General features: G+C 43.1%; 15 protein-coding genes. 5 read left to right on the top strand and 10 right to left on the bottom strand.

The window, feature by feature from the left end:
• Positions 1-326: 326 nt before the first annotated feature.
• A complete protein-coding gene (locus RMZ41_RS03430) occupies positions 327-1,595 on the bottom strand; it encodes an FGGY-family carbohydrate kinase (protein ID WP_322644246.1) in 1,269 nt (422 codons plus the stop codon).
• Between the two features lie 200 nt (positions 1,596-1,795).
• Here RMZ41_RS03430 and psaM point away from each other — a divergent pair, with 200 nt between their 5' ends.
• Both psaM and RMZ41_RS03420 read left to right on the top strand, forming a co-directional pair.
• Complete coding sequence (psaM, locus tag RMZ41_RS03425) at positions 1,796-1,885, top strand: photosystem I reaction center subunit XII (RefSeq protein WP_040630342.1); 90 nt, start codon at positions 1,796-1,798, stop codon at positions 1,883-1,885.
• Positions 1,886-2,318: 433 nt separating this feature from the next.
• On the top strand, positions 2,319-2,729 hold the full coding sequence (locus tag RMZ41_RS03420; protein ID WP_322644247.1) for a hypothetical protein: 411 nt from the start codon (positions 2,319-2,321) through the stop codon (positions 2,727-2,729).
• A 250-nt stretch (positions 2,730-2,979) separates the two neighbouring features.
• On the opposite strand, the gene RMZ41_RS03415 is transcribed toward RMZ41_RS03420, so the two are convergent.
• Complete coding sequence (locus RMZ41_RS03415) at positions 2,980-3,699, bottom strand: tetratricopeptide repeat protein (RefSeq protein WP_322644248.1); 720 nt, start codon at positions 3,697-3,699, stop codon at positions 2,980-2,982.
• A 576-nt stretch (positions 3,700-4,275) separates the two neighbouring features.
• Here RMZ41_RS03415 and RMZ41_RS03410 point away from each other — a divergent pair.
• Together RMZ41_RS03410 and RMZ41_RS03405 are read left to right on the top strand one after the other, a co-directional pair.
• Positions 4,276-4,740, top strand: a complete 465-nt coding sequence (locus RMZ41_RS03410; protein ID WP_322644249.1) for a hypothetical protein — start codon at positions 4,276-4,278, stop codon at positions 4,738-4,740.
• Positions 4,741-4,746: 6 nt separating this feature from the next.
• Positions 4,747-5,304: a glutathione S-transferase family protein gene (locus RMZ41_RS03405; RefSeq protein WP_322644250.1), complete on the top strand. Its 558-nt coding sequence runs from the start codon at positions 4,747-4,749 to the stop codon at positions 5,302-5,304.
• 57 nt (positions 5,305-5,361) lie between these two features.
• On the opposite strand, the gene RMZ41_RS03400 is transcribed toward RMZ41_RS03405, so the two are convergent.
• From RMZ41_RS03400 to RMZ41_RS03380, 5 genes are all read right to left on the bottom strand, one after another.
• On the bottom strand, positions 5,362-5,853 hold the full coding sequence (locus RMZ41_RS03400; RefSeq protein WP_012411046.1) for a YajQ family cyclic di-GMP-binding protein: 492 nt from the start codon (positions 5,851-5,853) through the stop codon (positions 5,362-5,364).
• 103 nt (positions 5,854-5,956) lie between these two features.
• Entirely contained in the window at positions 5,957-6,355 is a 399-nt protein-coding gene (locus RMZ41_RS03395) for an MAPEG family protein (RefSeq protein ID WP_322644251.1), read from the bottom strand.
• An 87-nt stretch (positions 6,356-6,442) separates the two neighbouring features.
• Positions 6,443-6,946 (bottom strand): DNA recombination-mediator protein A, encoded by a 504-nt coding sequence (locus RMZ41_RS03390; protein ID WP_322644252.1) that lies wholly within the window; start codon positions 6,944-6,946, stop codon positions 6,443-6,445.
• 81 nt (positions 6,947-7,027) lie between these two features.
• Positions 7,028-7,162: a hypothetical protein gene (locus RMZ41_RS03385; RefSeq protein ID WP_322644253.1), complete on the bottom strand. Its 135-nt coding sequence runs from the start codon at positions 7,160-7,162 to the stop codon at positions 7,028-7,030.
• Between the two features lie 30 nt (positions 7,163-7,192).
• On the bottom strand, positions 7,193-8,287 hold the full coding sequence (locus RMZ41_RS03380; protein WP_322644254.1) for a phosphotransacetylase family protein: 1,095 nt from the start codon (positions 8,285-8,287) through the stop codon (positions 7,193-7,195).
• Between the two features lie 726 nt (positions 8,288-9,013).
• On the opposite strand from RMZ41_RS03380, the gene RMZ41_RS03375 reads away from it, so the two are divergent.
• Positions 9,014-9,994, top strand: a complete 981-nt coding sequence (locus tag RMZ41_RS03375) for an aldo/keto reductase (protein WP_322644255.1) — start codon at positions 9,014-9,016, stop codon at positions 9,992-9,994.
• Between the two features lie 278 nt (positions 9,995-10,272).
• Here RMZ41_RS03375 and RMZ41_RS03370 read toward each other — a convergent pair whose 3' ends face one another.
• The 3 genes from RMZ41_RS03370 to RMZ41_RS03360 form a co-directional block, all read right to left on the bottom strand.
• Positions 10,273-11,049 (bottom strand): PEP-CTERM sorting domain-containing protein, encoded by a 777-nt coding sequence (locus RMZ41_RS03370; RefSeq protein ID WP_322644256.1) that lies wholly within the window; start codon positions 11,047-11,049, stop codon positions 10,273-10,275.
• Between the two features lie 657 nt (positions 11,050-11,706).
• Complete coding sequence (locus RMZ41_RS03365; RefSeq protein ID WP_322644257.1) at positions 11,707-12,087, bottom strand: response regulator; 381 nt, start codon at positions 12,085-12,087, stop codon at positions 11,707-11,709.
• A 215-nt stretch (positions 12,088-12,302) separates the two neighbouring features.
• Positions 12,303-16,433, bottom strand: coding sequence for a PAS domain S-box protein (locus tag RMZ41_RS03360; protein ID WP_322644258.1), 4,131 nt, complete (start codon positions 16,431-16,433; stop codon positions 12,303-12,305).

Here is a 16,433-nt window from a genome sequence, read left to right as displayed (position 1 = left end):
GTTGCGCTTGCTGTCATTAGCTTTTACACTATAGCGCCGCAACATCCGGTTACTTTCAACCCACAATTTGGCGTTTTTCTGCCATGATTGCGATCGCCTTAATACACCCATTACCTTAGCGATGGTAAGCTAGTTAAAACTTACACCAGTAATTAATAAAGGGGATAGATGACATTCGCTTGTGGCAAAGCACCCATCCCCGAATAGCTGCCCAGATCATGAACCTGGAATCTATAGTCCGGTATCTAATCATCCCAGTATCGTCCGAGATATGTTGATTGTCACTAGGATAGATACTGATTTACAAAATATCTACGAAAAGATAGCTACACAATTACTTTTGTTACCCCTTCCATCGCCAACAGTGCCGTCCCGTAAGCTGCTTCTGTGTACACTGACGCTACTACAGGAATCTGCAAATGACGCGCCCTAATCGCAGTCCAAGTCTCATTTGCTGCGCCACCGCCAGCAGTATAAACACGGCTCAATTTATCTGCGCCCATTTGCTGTAATAATTCATATCCTTGCGCTTCTATGCGGGCAATGCTTTCTAACAACCCATGCAAAAATTCCACTGGGTTATCTGGGCGTGGTGACAAACGTGGGGCTAGATTGGGATCGTTAATGGGGAAGCGATCGCCTACCTTCAACAATGGATAATAATCTAACTCGCTGACAATTGAAGCATCAATCTCCCGACTAAGGCTTTCTAACTCAGCATTTGTGAAAAATTGCTTGAGTACAGCACCCCCAGTATTAGAAGCACCACCAGTCAGCCACAAATCACCCAAGCGATGGCTGTAAATCCCATATCTGGAATTTTCTTGTCGGGTACGGCTTAACAACTTTAGTACCAACGTTGAACCAAGGGAAGTCACGGCTTCACCAGGTAATTTTGCGCCACTGGCAATAAAAGCCGCAATACTATCAGTTGTACCTGCACACACCAGACAATCACGGCCCAAACCAAACTTATCCGCAATTTCAGGACGCAATTCGGCAATGGGAGTACCGGGAGGTAAAACTTCGGGTAGCTGAATCGGTATTTGTAACTTTTCAAGCCATTCTGGGTATTTCAACTCTTCCACGTCATAACCCAGCTTTAAAGCATTATGGTAATCGCTAATTCCCAACTGTCCATGTAGGAGGAACCCCAGCCAATCTGCTTGATGCAGAAAATATCTAGCTTCACTAAAAGAGGGTTGTTGCCTCATCCACAAAAGTTTCGCTAGGCTGGAGGTGGCACTCAACACGGTATGATTGGGGGGTGCGATATTCCTTAAATGCTCTAGCATCAATGATCCCCGCGCATCGTTATACAGCAGTGGTGCATCTGTTGGATTGCCAGCAGCATCGACTAGCAAGACTGTAGAAGAAGTACCATTAATTGCGATCGCTTTAATTTTTCGCCGCAACTCTTCAGGTATTTGTTCCAGCAGTACAAACAAAGCCTCCCGCCAAATTTTCGGCGTAACGGTAGCTGGTGAGTCCTGGAAGGGATATCGCACCTCCGCCTGAATAGAAGAGGCTTCCTCGTCAATCACCACGCCGCGCGCGCCAGATGTGCCGAAGTCAATACCCAAATACAAATTCATAATTTTTATAAATTTTTTTAATAGAGAATAAATAAGAACTACTGACTAATAACTGCTTTTGTTGCATCTTGTAACAAGATATTCCCCAATTCTGGCAAAACAAGGAAAAGTAGTAAACGAACTGTTCAAAATCTATTCAGGTTAGGAGGTTTTCAGCCATGCCTATCTTAGATACTCTGTATATCGCTCAGATATCTTCCATCTCGGATACTCAAGTCTACATCGCTCTAGTTGTGGCGCTGATCCCAGGAGTTCTTGCTTGGCGATTAGCCACAGAACTTTACAAATAACGCTTCGATGTGACACAGTTAAAAAGCTAATAATCCTGGCAGTACGGGGTGCAGTTTCCAGAAGCTTGTGGTTTTATACCATAAAGTAGCAAGGAAACTAGCACTTACGTAAGCCAGGTTATTTTTTAACTGGTGAAATACTTGTAGCTATTTCAAAAAAATGAAGTAATATGACAGCTAAATCAAGCATTCAAGAGTGCTGAGTGCTAAGTGCTGTTAGCGGTAGCGAGGCGTTTAGCCTGTGCCCAGGAAGAAGTAATGAGTAAAAAGTAGTACTTATGAACCTTCCCACTCTAAGCTGAGGCACTAGCTACTCTGAACTGATTTGATGCTGAGTGTGATTAGTGATTTTTTTACTCAGCACTCATAACTCAGCACTCAGCACTCTTGTGATAGTGCTTCCCTTCACTCAGCGAGGTTATTTTTTAGCATCATGAACGCGATTCAACCCTCCAGACCACCGTTACAACCTGTACAAAAACGCCGGGTCACTCCTCGACCAAAGCGGCATCTTCGTCAACATTCTTACAAAGTGATGGCACTGGAAAGCACAGCCAAGATAGCGGTTAATCTCGTCGTTACAGCCGTTGCAGCATCCGCCCTAGCACAACTTTTGCCTTATCATTGGTTACAGCAAGAAAAGTTGCGAGAAATTAGTACTGAAGTCAAGCTGATGGAAGTACATGTCAATGGTTTGCAGGCGGAATTTAGCCGTAACTTTGATCCGCAACAAGCTAAAAGTATTAGACAACAACAAGGATACCGATTTGATCCCAGTCAGCGCCGGATTGTGTTAATGAATCAGGATACTCGAGAAGACGAACAAACAGAGTCATCACCCTAAAAAATAGCGAATTTAGGATTATTTAGGTTTCTTCTGCTTCTGGCTGCCTATAAACCGGGTGTAATTTTATATTAATTATTGCTAATAAATAATGGTTAATAGCTAATTTTTGAATAGCTATGTGGTTATCATCTATTAGTCATTAGCGATACAGGGTCGCTCCCCCCCAATTAAAAATTCAAAATTTAAAATTCAAAATGAAGAATCTACTTTTTGAATCTTGAATTTGCAAAAAGAACTAATCTACCAATTAGGACGCTGATTCAGATAGCAACTCGTTTAACCGATTTTCGAGTTGTAAACGCAAGCGACAACCAGTAATATCCTTACTGTTATCGAGATATGGCAGTTGAGTGAGGGCGCGACGGTAATCAGCGATCGCACAATTCCAGTCACCCCAAAGATGGTAAGTTCTGCCACGTTCAGCCCAGATATGACCTTCTAGTTGACCGAAAAGCAGTGCTACCTCAAAATTCTCAATTGCCTGCTCATATTGCCCCAAATCACGCCAAGTAATGCCTCGGTTAATCCATGCCCGGACATAGCCAGGATTCAAGTCAATTGCTCGATCGTAGTCGGCTAGTGCTGCTGCTAATTCTCCACAAGCCGCGTAGTAATTTGCCCGATTATTATAGGCACTAGCCAGATAGGGATTAAGTTTCAGGGCGGTATTATAGTCGTAAAGTGCTTTTTGCGTTTTGCCACTTTGGAAATAAATTAGCCCCCGATTGTTGTAATCAACGGCATTGTCGGGATGACGGGAAATTAGTTGGTTTAAAAGTGCGATCGCCTCAGTATAGTCTCCTTTTTGAGCCGACTTCAAAGCAAAAGAGCGTAAATGGTTATTCGCTAAATTAGATGTGCTGCGATCTTTTTTCCTCTGCTCTTGGACTTTACTTATATTATTTAAAACATTTTTATATTGCTTGCTTTGCTGGTCATCGTCAGTTAACAATGAGTGAATATTCATCTTCCCTTACCTGAAGTCCCTGCTTGGTAAAATTAAAGTTCTAGTTTTGTCTCAATAGTGGTTTTACCACTGTGTCTATTTTTAAGGTACTTAGGGTTACATGAAAGCCATCTAAAGAGGGAACTTAACCTAGCTGCACAAGAGAAATCTACGCCCTAAATAATTGCTCCTCAAACCTAATCATGGATACACAATCCCAAAGGTGAATTCCAGAAATAGCAACAAGATTTATGCAAAAAATAGCCTAAACCTTGATTTTCCGGTAGGGGCAATTCATAAATTGCTCCTACCGCGTCTAGTTTTGCGTCAGTCCTAAGCAAAGTCAATCTCAAAGACTGGTCAAGTAGTGAGAGCGACAAATTGGTAGAATGCCAACAAGCCGTTCTTTTTAGAGATGAGAAAGAGGACATGGGGATTGGGGACTGAGGAACAAGCAAGGGAGCAGGGAGCAGGGAGCAGGGGGAAAAATACCAATGCCCCATTCCCCATTCCCCATTCCCCATTCCCCATTCCCAATGCCCAATGCCCAATGCCCCAGCATCTAGATTTAATTTTTAAGTTTTGAGAAATTTTCCGATGACAACTGCAATTTCCTATCCCAACGCCCCTGATTTAGCAACCGATGACTATATTGTTATCGGCTTGGCAACCTGCTTCGTCAAAGAAGATGGAGAAGTTTATCAAATCGAAGTCATAGAACCGATTCCTTCTGCGGCTTTGGAAGCGCTTTTAAAGGGCATTCCTACCTCCTATAAGCTGGCTTATGCAACAACTTTGGGATCTTTGTTAGATGGCGATTCACAACTTCTGCCAGATGGCTTTCCAGAGTCGGCTCAGTTTGGAGAGGAATTTGTGCCACGGGCATTTGCAGCCGCTCGTACATACAAGCGTCGTGAATCTGCAAAATCCCTGATTCCATTAGGTACAAACTACACTGGATTTAAGCATTCCACTGAGCGCAAACGGGTGCTAAATGCCGCTAGAGTTGTAACGAAAGAAGATAACGTTAAACAGCATTCTCACACTCACAAAGTTCTTTAAGTAATTATGCTCAAACTTTACGGTGGCGCTCGTAGTCGAGCCTCAATTGTTCAATGGTATTTAGAGGAAATACAAATTCCTTACGAATTCGTCAAACTCGATATGCAGGCGGGTGAACACCTCAAGCCTGAATATTTGGCAATTAACCCAGTTGGTAAAGTTCCAGCAATTGTTGATGGGGATTTTCAGCTTTGGGAATCTGGGGCAATTTTGCTGTATCTTGCCGAGAAGTACAGTAAAAGTTCACTTTCATTAGAGGAACGTGCTGTATTTTCCCAGTGGGTGTTGTTTGCCAATGCTACCCTTGGGCCAGGAATTTTTGGGGAAGCAAATCGGGAACGAGAAATGCCCCGCTTGTTGACTCCATTGAATGAAATTTTCAACAAGCAAGCTTTTTTGCTGGGTAATGAGTTCACAGTTGCTGATGTGGCAGTGGGGTCTATTCTGACTTACATTCCGCTTCTGCTAAAGCTAGACCTCAGTGCCTATCCAGCAGTGCTGAACTATATGAAACAGCTATCTGAGCGTCCGGCATTTCAAAAAAGTATTGGCGGACGGGGTTAGAGTAATTCGTAATTCGTAATTCGTAATTGAATTAATTAACTACGAATTACGAGTTTTTTAACGATAATTTGTAAATTGCAAAGCAACTGGGTAGTCTTCTTGTTTTAGTCGCTGCATTACTACTTGTAAGTCGTCTTTAGATTTTGCAGAAACCCGCACAGCATCACCTTGGATTGAGGCTTGTACTTTTTTGAATTCGTCCCGAATCAATTTGGAAATTTGTTTGGCAATTTCTTGACTTATGCCTTTTTTGAGTTTGATTTCTTGACGCACGCGATTACCACTAGCTGATTCAACTTTGCCAAAATCAAAGATTTTCTGGGAGAGGTTACGCTTGGCGGCTTTCTCTCGCAGAATGGTATGTACAGAATCTAGGGTAAACTCGCTGTCAGTACTAACGTTAATGCTTTCTTCGACCAATTCGACAGTAGTTTCAGTGTCTTTGAGGTCGTAACGACCTTTGATGTCTCGTATAACTTGATCGACGGCGTTAACTAACTCTTGTCGGTCAAAGTCGCTCACAATGTCAAAGGAAAATGTAGAAGCCATAAAACATTTTAGATTTTAGATTTTAGATTTTGGATATTGGATTTTGGATTTTGGATTAGATTATGGAAAAATTTTCTCCTAGTCCCCATTCCCCATTCCCAACCTAATTAGTAGCTTGGATGATGCTCAAGAAGATAAGAGTGATAGAGCTAACAATACCAGTAGCAAACATGAGCGATCGCAAAAGGGGTATATTCAAAATATAAAAAACTGAGTATAGCAAACGAGCTACCACAAAGGCGATCGCAGCTATTTGTGCTGTAAAAGAATTTACACCAGTTACATAAGCCATCAATGCTGCTGCGGCAAATACCATAAAAGCTTCAAAGGTGTTCTGATGTGCCCAGGTAGCTCGTTGGGCGTAAGGCGGCAATTTATCAACCATTGCGCGAGGAGTATAAAGCATTTCCTTGCCAATACGCACACGGGCATAAGCTACTACCAAAAATGGCAGGTAAATCAGAACGACAGCAGCAGCGATCGAGTACAAAAAAATTATCATTACTTATTAGTTGTTGGTTACTAGTCATTAGTCATCAGTCATTAGTCATCAGTCAAATACAAATGACAAAAGACAAATGACAAATGACTAATCAAAGTAGAAAAGCGTTACCACTTTTCTTTGTTCTTCTGCATCTTGACAAGTTTGCAACAGGGTGCGGCTGTCATGAAACGCAAAACAGATCAGTTGCTGGCAACGGGAGACAATTTCCTTGTTGCACAGGTAACTAGCTTCAGCAAGAGACAGATTATCATTACTGGGATTTTCCACTAAATGCATTACCTGTTCTAGTTGCTGGCGCGATTCTAAAGGCTGGCGTTCCAGGCTTTGGGGTAGAATCACCGTCAACAAATTTGCATCAGCCCGCATTGCTCCCTTGATGGCAGCTGAATTTGTACCTGTAGCACCAGAAGTAATGATGCGATTACCCGATAAAACTAGGGCATAAGTCATCATTTCAATCAGATTCTGATGCGTAATTGGAACGTGACGAGAACCCAACAAGGCGATTTTTTTGGAACCCGTTTGCTGGATTGTCGCCAGTTCTTGCGCTAATGTATCGAGTTTAATAAGGTCTGTTGATTGGCTCAAAGATAGACATAATCCGATTAAACGACCCAGATATTTTACCAAACAGCGTGTAGATGCGAGGAAAACTTGAGTTAGACATTGCTACAATTTTTCGATTGTTTGGTTGAATAACTCCATTACACTGCGAAGGGAGACAGCACGCGATCGCCTTTGAGGTGACAGCGTGCCGACTTTTTCTTCGCCAGTAGTACAGGCTCCTAGCTGATAATTGAGCATAGATGCTCTTAATTGTTTAGCTTGATGAATCTAAGACAATGCTGCTGCTGGAGTTAAACCCAGTTTAGATAACAGGCGTTCAATGTCAAAATGCTCAGACATTAATTGCCGAATGCAATGAACCTTAATCGGTTCGTGGAGGCGGACTTGTCCGAAAGTGCGGTTAACAATTTCGACAGTGGTGAGGGTGTCTAAGTCAACAGATAAAATAGGGATTTCTAGTTCTTCAGCGCGACTAAGAATGAACGGCGGCGGTGGTAGTTGCCCGGTGAGAATTAAACATTGAGTAGAAGTTTCTAAAGCCGCTTGCTGAATTTCGACGCGATCGCCTCCTGTTACAACTGCCATATTTCGGCGTTTACGGAAATATTTGACGGCAGAGTTGACATTCATCGCTCCAATTGCTAAACTTTCGACCAATAAATCTAGGCGATCGTTGCGACAGAGAACATCAGCCTTTAACTGCTTCACCAGTTCACCAACACTGATACTACGGAGCAAATCGCTATTTGGCAGCATTGCTAGCACGGGAATCCCTTGCTGTTCCAAAAACGGACGTAAGAGAGTGTCAACCGCTTCTAGTTGAGTGACAGGGATATCATTGATCACAACTCCAATCAAGCGATCGCCCACACGCGCCTTAGCAGCCAATAGCGCCTCAACCGAAGCCAAAGATTTGTAGCGGCTTACTAACAGCACGCCAGCATCCAAGACTTCAGCCATTTGCAGCAAAGACAAGTCAAACAAATTGCCTTCGGAAAAATCACCAGGCCCCTCTAGTAACACCAAATCTCCTTGGGACTTATGTAAATATTGCTGTACTAGAGACTGTTGATAATCGGTTTTGTCTTCTCCTCGTAAGCGCTTTTGCACATTGAGTTCATCCAAAGCCAGCATTGTAGGTGCAACACGGTTTTCCGGCAAATTGAGGCTAAGAGCGATGAATTGGACATCCTCCTCAATTACGGTTCCACTAGACGAATTTAGACACGTACCAAGCGGTTTACCGTAGGTAATATCCAGTCCTTTTTGCTGTAGCTGATGAGACAAACCCAGAACAGTTGCAGATTTACCGCTATAAGTCTCGGTTGAGCCAATCAGCAAATATTTAGGGGATTTTGGCACACATGCACTCCTAATTTCAAAATTCAGAAGAACCCAGCTAGGTGTTTCCTAATTCTAGTTCCTTCTGGCAAAAGCCTCTCGCTCTGACAAATTAAGGTTTCCCAGAATTCGCTTCTGAATAAGCAGGCGAGCCTCTTATAGGTAGGTTTTTCAGATTAGACCAATTTTTTGGGTTTTAGAAGCAAAAAAATTGCCTGAAACCTTAAAACTACGTTAAATATCTTCTAGGTTTCTATAGGAATCCGGTTTAATTTCTGAAAATCTACGTAGGATGTGTTAACGACAGCGTAACGCATCAAACCCTTGATCATAGTGGGTTACGAACTCTGTTCTAACACACTCTACAATTTTCTTTCCTAAGTAAGATTTAGTTAAAAAAAGTATTGACATGAACACCAACTTAGAAGAATTTTCATATCTATGGAAGAATGGCTTGGACTCTGATTGGGCACTCTTAAAATTCAATACTTCACCTTCAGAAAAAGAGCCAAGATATTTAATTGTAAACACGAAGACTAAACAGGGTCTGCTAGTTCATGATGATACTATCTATCAGCATCTAAAAGAAACTATGTGTGAAAAAGGAGTTCGTATTATTTCAAGTTTATGATGTGTATATATTTTTGCAGTAAATCCTTCTAAGTGTAGATGACTGAGTTATAAGGAAAGGGATAATGCTGAAGGAGTTGATTTTCTCTGACCAATTACTGACTAGGAGACTATTTGATGAAAACCAGAAAGCTAGGGAAACTTGGGTTAGAAGTTTCAGCTATCGGACTTGGTTGTATGGGAATGTCCGAGTTTTATAGTGGTCGTGATGAAATTGAGGCGATCGCTACAATTCATCGAGCATTGGAACTTGGAGTTAATTTTCTTGATACTGCCGATATGTACGGGCCTTTTACTAATGAGCAATTAGTAGGCAAAGCAATTAAGGATCGCCGAGATAAAGTAGTATTGGCAACCAAATTTGGCAATGTCCGCACTGAAGATGGTGGTTGGCAAGGAATTAGCGGCAAACCCGAATATGTCCATCAAGCTTGCGATGCCTCACTCAAACGTTTGGGAGTCGAAGTAATTGACCTCTATTATCAACATCGGGTAGATACAACCGTGCCCATTGAGGATACTGTAGGAGCAATGGCGGAGTTAGTTAGGCTTGGAAAAGTGCGTTATTTAGGGCTTTCAGAAGCTGCTCCGGCGACGATTCGGCGGGCTGTGGCAGTTCACCCCATTGCAGCACTCCAAACAGAATACTCGCTTTGGAGTCGAGAACCAGAAGATGAAATTTTACCTACTGTGCGGGAATTAGGAATTGGGTTTGTTCCCTATAGCCCATTAGGAAGAGGTTTTTTATCAGGTGCGATCGCTAGCCCTGACGATCTAGCACCTGATGACTATCGCAGAAATGCGCCTCGCTTTCAAGGTGAGAATTTTTATAAGAATCTGCAATTAGTCGAGCAAGTGAAGGCGATCGCCACCGAAAAAGGAGTAACTGCTAGTCAACTTGCACTAGCATGGCTATTGGCTCAAGGAGAAGATATTGTGCCAATTCCTGGTACAAAACGCCGAACCTACTTAGAGGAGAATGTTGCAGCTACCGATATTACCCTGACTGAAGAAGAGTTGAATCGACTCGAAGCAGTTGCACCAAAAGGTGTAGCAGCAGGTGAGCGCTACCCTGACATGAGTACTGTTAACCGTTGATCCATTAACGAAGTCTAGATTTGTGCCGATTGTTCCCAGTAGTGCAATGTCTACGACGGGCTACACCTACGCAGGTGAAAAGCTAGTAATTAGGCACTACACAAAACAATTATGTTGTGAATCAAGGTAAGTATGTCATTTCAGGTTTTTATTAATCATTCTTGGATGGTAAATAGACCTGCGCTGTAGGGGCAATTTATGTAGACGCAAAGCAGCTTACCGTTGGGTATTGCCCTTTTTCAGTATGATAAAAGTTTTTGGAGAGTAGCACAAGAGAGTTATTTAGCAATTTGTTGCTTGCGTTTCATTTTCAATGCTAATGCGATCGTTGCCAGCACACCAAGAATAGTATTAGGTTCTGGGACTGAAAGCTGATTATCCACAGTTCCTATTTTGTCAATGTCTATCAATATACTTCCCGTATTGTCACTATAGAAAACATCGTTCACAGCTAAGAACAAAAAAGTCGCCGTGGTGGGAATTGTAAGTGTTGTCTTACCGAAGATACCAAAAACACCATCAAATAATGTTTGTTGACCGCAGACTCTGTTAGGGTCACTCAGGGTTGCATCACTGCACATATAAGCATTTTTGCTAGGGTCAAAGGTAGAGCTTGGGGAGGCGGTAGAATTAAACAAAGTGTTAGAAGTCCACGTATTCTGAGTGTAGTCATATTGATTGGCATCTTGCTGATTGAGGGCTACAGCATCAACTACACGTTGTTTAGAAGATGTGTCAAGGAGGTGATCTGAGGTACTGAATACCCCTATCATGTCGCTCCTTTGGCCTGGACTCCAAACACTCGTGTTAAATTTACCAGAAATATTTAGGCTGATAGAGTCGCCACCTTTCAAACCCAAATCTGCTAGGGATATGGCTTTAGTGTTACCAGCAACAGTATTCACACCTTGGTAAAAAGTTGTGTCAGTGTAGGTTCTCAAAAAGGTGTCTGTAGGATCTATTGTTAGGGATGCGGCTTGAGCTTTGTTAACCGTAGAGAATGCTCCTAGTCCTACTAGACTAGAAACCATTAAAACACCCAGAAATTTTTTCATATTCTTGCATTGATTGCGTGTAAATCTATGTTATGCAATAGCCGATAAAGCTTGTATAAGTTTACACGCACAAGTGTTGAATATTAGATATGTTTAACTGGAAAAACTTCGAACAATTACAGTATTTTTATTTATAAAAACTAAACTATTTTTTACTTCAAATCGCAGTACATGTGGACAGTATTTACACTTAAGGGCTATTACGTGTACTGCGATTTGAAAGTGTTTCTAACTCAGGCATAAGCTAGTGACTGAGTTAAAAATTATATAGCAATACAGTTCAGATAAGACCAAAGCACTTGTAGAGACGGCGATTTATCGCGTCTCAAAAACCCAAAATTTTTTACCAATAGCCCTTAACTGAACCGTATTGAATTATATAGGACTACTATTTGATTTTTGAAAAGATACGTAGGGTGTGAGCGCAAAGAGTACGGCACTAAAGCCTTAAGAAGGGTGCGTTACGGCTTACGCCTAACACATCCTACAAATACTTAGATTTTTCAGAAATCAAATATGATTCCTATATTGTTCGTGCTGCCCCTATGTGTTTGAGCATCTGTCAACGATTCTTTATCTGAAAAAGACGGTTTTCAAATCATCTATACTTGGTATTTACTGTTAATGCGTAAGCTTTAATATTATTCATAACTTTACTCAAAAACCCAACACCTGCATTGATTTTTCAAGTACTTCTTTGGGGCGGAATGGTTTAGTTAAATATAAATCTGCACCAACCTCAATTCCTTTTTGTTTATCAAATTCCTGCCCCTTAGCTGTCAATATCACAATGTAGATATCAGTCATTTGCAGGTCGTGTTTAACAATGTGACAGACTTGCAAACCATTCATTTTAGGCATCATCACATCGAGAAAAACTAGATTTGGTTTTTCAGTTTTAATAGTTTCAAGAGCTTCTTCTCCATTTCTAGCAGTTAGAAGTTCAACGCCCTCGTCTTCTAATGCTTCTAAGGCTTGTTCCATCAAAATCAAGATATTGGGTTCATCGTCAACAATCAAAATTTTCTGGGTTGTCATGGGGATTGGGGATTGGGGATTGGGGATTGGGGAATAGGGATTGGGGAATGGGGAATGGGGATTGGGGAATGGGGAATGGGGATTGGGGAATGGGGAATTGCTCAATAACCATAGTTATTCTTCCCTTGCTTCCCCTACTCCCCCTGCTTCCCCTGCTCCCTCTGCTCCCTCTGCTCCCTGCCGCCTGCTTCTTCCCCAGTCCCCAGTAAAAGCAATTACTGATCGGAAAGCATAATAAAGAATACATTTTCCAATTCCTTCTCAAAGCGTAGGGTTTTCACTAAATCGGCTTCTTGAGAAAAGATAGAATCAATGATAATCATGTCAGGTTTGGCTGACAAAGCTTTATTGATGCATTCTTGCGGATTGGAGGCTTCAATCACGTTGTATCCCTGAGCTTGCAGTACATCCGATAGGGTTTTTAAGGCTGATGCATTTTTATCTACAACTAATACCTTTTTACTAGAAATACCCTGATAAAGCAGTGAGCCTATTTCGTTCAGAAGTTTTTCTGTATCAATGGGCTTGGTGAGATAGCGATCGATACCAATATGGTAGCCCCGTTCTTTGTTTTCAATTATTGACAAAATAATGATCGGAATGTCTGCGGTTTGAGGATCGTTTTTGAGAACGGCTGCCACGTCAAAACCGTTAATTTGAGGCATCATTACGTCCAAGAGAATCAGATCGGGACGGGCTGTTTTAATTTGATGAATTGCATCTACGCCGTCCTTTCCTTCCCGAACGTTGTAGCCTTCGTTTTCTAATTGTTGACGAAGCAGTTCCCGAATATTAGCATCATCATCCACAACCAAAATGGTTTTACGGTTTTGATTCAGCACAGGGTTTGTGGTGATGACGTGTTCTTTGAGTTGTTTGACTAGCATATCCAGATTCAGATTAGCAGTGGTTTTTGAATCGCTGGCGTATGTGGGAATGATGAATGAGAATACACTGCCTTGACCTGGTTCACTTTCAACCCAGATTCTACCGCCGTGATGATCGACAATTTGTTTACAAATGGGTAATCCTAACCCTGTGCCTTTGGGTTTGTCGGTGAGGGTGTCCCCAACTTGGCGGAATTTCTCGAACACTTTCGGCTGATCTTCTGGTGCAATACCAATACCTGTGTCGATGACGCTGATGCAAACACCGTCGTGTCCTTTTTTGACTCGGCAAGTAACACAACCAGATTCAGTAAATTTAACGGCATTGGAAATCAAATTGATTAAAACTTGCAGTAACCGATTGCGATCGCCTACTATCTGAGGCAGTCCCGGTTCAATCTCGCTGACCAACTGCAAACCATTGGTTTCAAACAACCCGGCGGTAGAATTGGTTGCCCAATCGAGTAATTCGCTGGGATCGAGTGGCTGCATCTGCCATTCCACCTTGCCTGCTTCCATCTTGGCAATATCCAAGACATCGTTAATCAAAGATGTAAGCCGTTCTGCTTCCGATACAATAATGTTGAGATTGTCAGCCACCCGCTTAATAGTTTTCTGAAGCTTGCGGTCTTCGGTAGAAATCATTGGGAACACATCGGTTTCCAGCTTTTCTTGAATGATTGACGCAAAACCGAGAACAGAAGTTAATGGGGTTCGTAGTTCGTGGGAAACCGTTGAGATGAAATCAGTCTTCATCTGGTCGATTTCCTTTTCTGCTGTCACATCTCTAATTAGTAGTGCCGAACCAAAGCAGGCAGAGGGTTCTCGATCTGTCGTCTTTTTGAAAATGGCGGTTGCCACTGCCTGACCAATGCGTTCCTTCGTCAGTGCAACTTCAGCAGAGAATACCTCTCCAGGATGGGACTGAGTTCGTGCAACCAGGTCTGCTAAACCAGATATCGGCAGTTCTCGATAGTGACCTTTGACAGTGGTAGCTGTCAATTCATACATTGCTAAAAAGGCAGGATTGAAGTGGGTAATTTGTCCTGCGGCGTCTGCTACTAACAAACCATCTGCTAAGTTATCTAAAATGGCATTTAATCCCTGTGCTTCTGCTAGGGTATTTTGCAGGGCAGCTGTCCGGTCGATAACTCTGGCTTCCAATTCTTGATTCAGTTGCCGCAGAGCGATTTCTGCTTGTTTGCGGGCGGTGATATCGGTATTAATTTCTAACACCGCGCAGGGTTGACCAGAGATGTCACGTTGCAGAGTCCATCGGCTTTGGACAATAATCAGTTTGCCATCATGGGTAAGATGTTGCACTTCTCCTTCCCAATTATCTTGCTCTAATAACTCTGCAATGATTTTTTCTTTTGGTTTAGGAAAGGTTTTTTTGAGAAAAGACTGAATACATTTGTCTTTTACTTCTTCACGCATCCAGCCGTAGAGCCTTTCGGCACCGTGATTCCAGTGAGAGATTCTGTCGCTCATGTCGCGGACGATGATGGCATCACTGGAATGATTTAACATATCCAATAAACGTTGATTTTCAGCTTCTGCTTGTTTGCGATCGTGAATATCAGTACAGGTGCCAATCCATTCCCGAATGCTGCCGTCTTCTTCCAGGACGGGGGCACCACAGACAGAGAAGTAGCGGTACGTACCATCCTTGCCACGCAGCCGATATTCGGTTTGGTAGATACCTCGCTTTGCCACAGCAGCATTCCACACTTCTGCAGAGCCAGCACGGTCATCGGGGTGAATTGGATCGATCCAGCCCCAACCCTCAACTTCAGCTTCGCTCTGACCCGTATAGTCCATCCAGGTGAGCATTTCACTACTTATTCCCAATCCTTCTGGGGTAGCCCCCCAGACAATCTGTGAAGTAGCAGTTACTAACGAGCGATATCGTTCTTTGAGACGCTGATTTTCGGCTTCTGCCAGCTTGCGATCGTGAATATCGGTGCAGGTGCCAATCCATTCTCGGACGCTGCCATCAGCTTCTAGGATGGGGGTGCCACAGACAGAGAAGTAGCGGTATGTGCCATCCTTACCACACAGCCGATATTCGGTTTGAAAGAGACTCTGATTTACCACAGCAGCACTCCAGGCTAGGGCGGTGCAGGTACGGTCATCGGGGTAAATTGGATCGAGCCAGCCCAAATCCTGTATTTCATCTGCACTCTGACCTGTGTACGCTAACCAGGTAGACATTTCATTGCTCACCGCCTCTCCTTCAGGGGTAGTCACCCAGACAATTTGCGAGGTGGCAGTCACCAAAGAGCGAAACCGTTCTTCGCTCTGTTGCAAAGTTTTTTCGGCTAGCTTGCGATCGTGAATATCGGTGCAAGTCCCAATCCACTCGCGGATGCTGCCATCTGCTTCTAAAACAGGAACTGCATTGCCAAAAAAGTAACGATAACTGCCGTCTTTGGCACGAATCCGATATTCAAGTTGATAAAGGCTCCGGTTCGCTACAGCAGCACTCCAAACTTCAGCACTGTAGGCACGGTCATCGGGATGCATGACATCCAACCAGCCCCAGCCCATCATTTCGGCTGCACTCTGACCTGTATATGCCTCCCAACCGACTATTTCAGAGTTCACCATTCCTTCCGGCGATGCCGTCCAGACCATTTGGGAACTAGCAGTTACTAACGAGCGATATCGTTCTTTAAGACGCTGATTTTCGGCTTCTGCCAGCTTGCGCTCGTGAATATCGGTGCAGGTGCCAATCCATTCTCGGACGCTGCCATCTTCTTCTAAAACGGGGGCACCCCAGACCCAAAAGTAGCGATAGTTGCCATCCTTGCCCCGAATTCGGTATTCAATTTGATACATACTCAGGTTTTTGACAGCAGCACTCCAGACTTCTCCGGTGTAGGGGCGATCTTCGGGATGAACGGCATCAATCCAGCCCCCATTTTCAGCTTCAGCTAAACTTTGACCTGTATAGGCTATCCAACTTTGCAGTTCAAAACAAATTCCTTCTGGTGTGCTTACCCAGACAATTTGTACATTAGCTGTCACCAAAGAGCGGTATCGAGCTTCACTCTGTTTTAAGGTTTGTTCAGTATGTTGGCGTTCCTGCTGGGCGCGTCGAAGGTCGCTAATATCTTCCACGCTAGACCAGATTAGCTCCTCTCCATCTTTCTCAATCATCAGTCCAGAAATTCTAACTGGAACCAGATGACCATCTTTGTGGATTAATTCCTTCTCATAAGGGCCGTAGCGACCAGTTTGTTCTAGGTTCTCTAGAGTTGCTCGATCAGCAACGGCATAGTTTTTAGGATTAATTTGCCAATAGCTGAGATTCAAGGTTTCTGGAACAGTACGCCCCAAAATGGCAGCAAAGGCGGGGTTGATGTTAATTAGCGTCCCATCTTTTCGGCATAGTGCTAGCCCAACAGGACATTGTTCAAATAGCTGACTGTTGTATTCATCAAATTGCTTAAACAT

The sequence above is a fragment of the Nostoc sp. DedVER02 genome (assembly GCF_034530675.2).
Classification (GTDB): domain Bacteria; phylum Cyanobacteriota; class Cyanobacteriia; order Cyanobacteriales; family Nostocaceae; genus Nostoc.
Note: the sequence above shows the minus strand (reverse complement) of the source record. Positions and strands in the feature narration are given on the sequence as shown.